Source organism: Dietzia sp. B19, assembly GCF_014145155.1.
GTDB lineage: Bacteria > Actinomycetota > Actinomycetes > Mycobacteriales > Mycobacteriaceae > Dietzia > Dietzia natronolimnaea.
In genome coordinates this window covers 1-1,920 of sequence record NZ_JAALED010000470.1, presented here as the reverse complement: position 1 = coordinate 1,920, position 1,920 = coordinate 1, and the positions used below count along the sequence as shown (strand labels likewise).

The following is a 1,920-nucleotide window of genomic DNA, read 5'->3' as shown; positions in this document are numbered from 1 at the left end:
GGCGGCCGGCTCGAGCAGTCCCTCGCCGTAGGGGACGAGCGCCGGCGCGTCGGGCTCCACCATCACCGAACCGAGGAGGGAACCCCACAGCTTCTTGGGCTCCGGGTTCTTCTGCTTTTTCAGGACATATCCGTGACCGGAGACGGCGAGCCGGCTCTCGGCCCGCGTGGTGGCGACGTACAGGAGCCGGATCCGCTCTGCCCTGGAGTGCTCGGCCTCTCGCTCTGCGGCCCGCGCGAATCCGGGATCACGGACCTGCGTGGAGAAGGAGGCCACGGGGCGCGGGGGATCGTCGTCCGTCCACAGGAGCCTGTCGCGGTCCCCGGGCCAGCCGCGGCTCATCCCGGCCAGGACGACCATGGGGTACTCGAGGCCCTTGGCGGCATGGATGGTGGTGATCCGCACCGCGTCGACACCGATCTCGGGGATCACCGCCTCGGGGACGCGGGCGTCCTCGGCGGTGAGGGCCAGCGCCCAGTCCGCGTACTCCCGCAGGTCGGCGCGGGCGGGGTCGGCGGCGGACTCCTCCCACTGCCAGGCGTGCTCGATGACGAAGCGGATGCGCCGCCACAGGTCGCGGCGGCGGGGGGACTCGGCGACCGACTCGAAGACCATGCGGTCGTGGACGAGCTTCTCCAGGATCTCGCCCGGCCGGCGGCTCCGCCGGGACAGGTCGGAGAGGTAGTCGATCCCCGCGGCGACGGGGGAGTCCTCGAGGTGGTCGGGTGCCGGGGCACCGGGGGCCCACGCCCCACCGGCGGCGCGCCAGCGGAGCAGGTCGTCGTCGCCGCAGCCGAACAGCGGGGAACGGAGCGCACCGACGAGCGAGGCCTCGTCGGCGCTGTTGGCCACGGCCCGCACGGAGAGGAGGAGGTCGCGGATCTCCGGGGTGCCGTAGACGATGGACGACGCCTCGGTCCGGAAATCGATCCCGGCGTGGTCGAGGCACTTCTCGATCATGGGCAGCGAACTCCGCGAGGGCAACAGGATCGCGATGTCCCCGAGGCGGAGCGGGGTGTGACCGCCGTCCCTGGACTCGTGTGTCCACTGCTCGCGGACGGCGGTCGCGATCACGCGGGCCACATCGGAGGCCTCGGTCCAGTGGCGTCGTGCATCATCGTTCGCGTCCGGCGGACAGTGATCGGGAAGCTCGGGGACGTCCTCGGTGCGGAACACGAACGGGCGGGGGCCGTGCGCGGGGTCGAACGGAGGCCGGTCGGGACCCGGTTCCAGTTCCCGGTAGTCGGGCTGCACTCCCTCCGCGGCGAGGAGTACTTCCGAGAACACCTCGTTGACCCAGTCGAGCACCGCCCGCGAACACCGGAAGTTGGTGCTCAGGCGTTCGACCTCGACTCCGTCCCCGCGCTGCGCTCGCAGGTAGGTGGAGATGTCGGCCCGCCGGAAACGGTAGACGGACTGTTTGGGGTCACCGACGGTGAAGAGCCTGCCGGTCCCTGACACTGATACCGACCCGGTGCCGTCCGTCTGTTCCTCGGCGGTGAGGAGCGTGGCGAGGTCGAGCTGGATGGGGTCGGTGTCCTGGAACTCGTCGATGAGGATCCGGGTGTACCGGGCCCTGACCCGGCCCCGGACGTCCCGGTCCTGCAGCAACTCGCGGGCGAGCACGAGCTGGTCGTGGAACTGCAACGTGCCGTGCCTGCGACGGTCGTCGGCATGTCTGCGGATGACCGGGATGAGGGCGTCCAGGATGATCGCGATGCGTGGGCGCCAGTGGGCGGACAGGACCTCGGTGCAGATCGAGGGCAGTCGCCTGATCTCCTCTTTGATGGCGTCGACGGTGGCCTTGTCCCCCCAGGCGGCGGCGCGTCCTCCCCGGCCTGCGGTCATGGGCTTGCCGAGGAGTTCGACCCAGGTCGGTGACGCCGTCCGATCCGTGGCCGCCGCCTGCAGGTCCCTCAG

Annotated in this window: 1 protein-coding gene; it reads right to left on the bottom strand. The window is 71.0% G+C overall.

What is annotated here, in order from left to right; genetic code table 11:
- Positions 1–1,920 (bottom strand): UvrD-helicase domain-containing protein (locus tag G6020_RS13125; protein WP_182610925.1); only part of this gene is annotated, 1,920 nt, incomplete at both ends.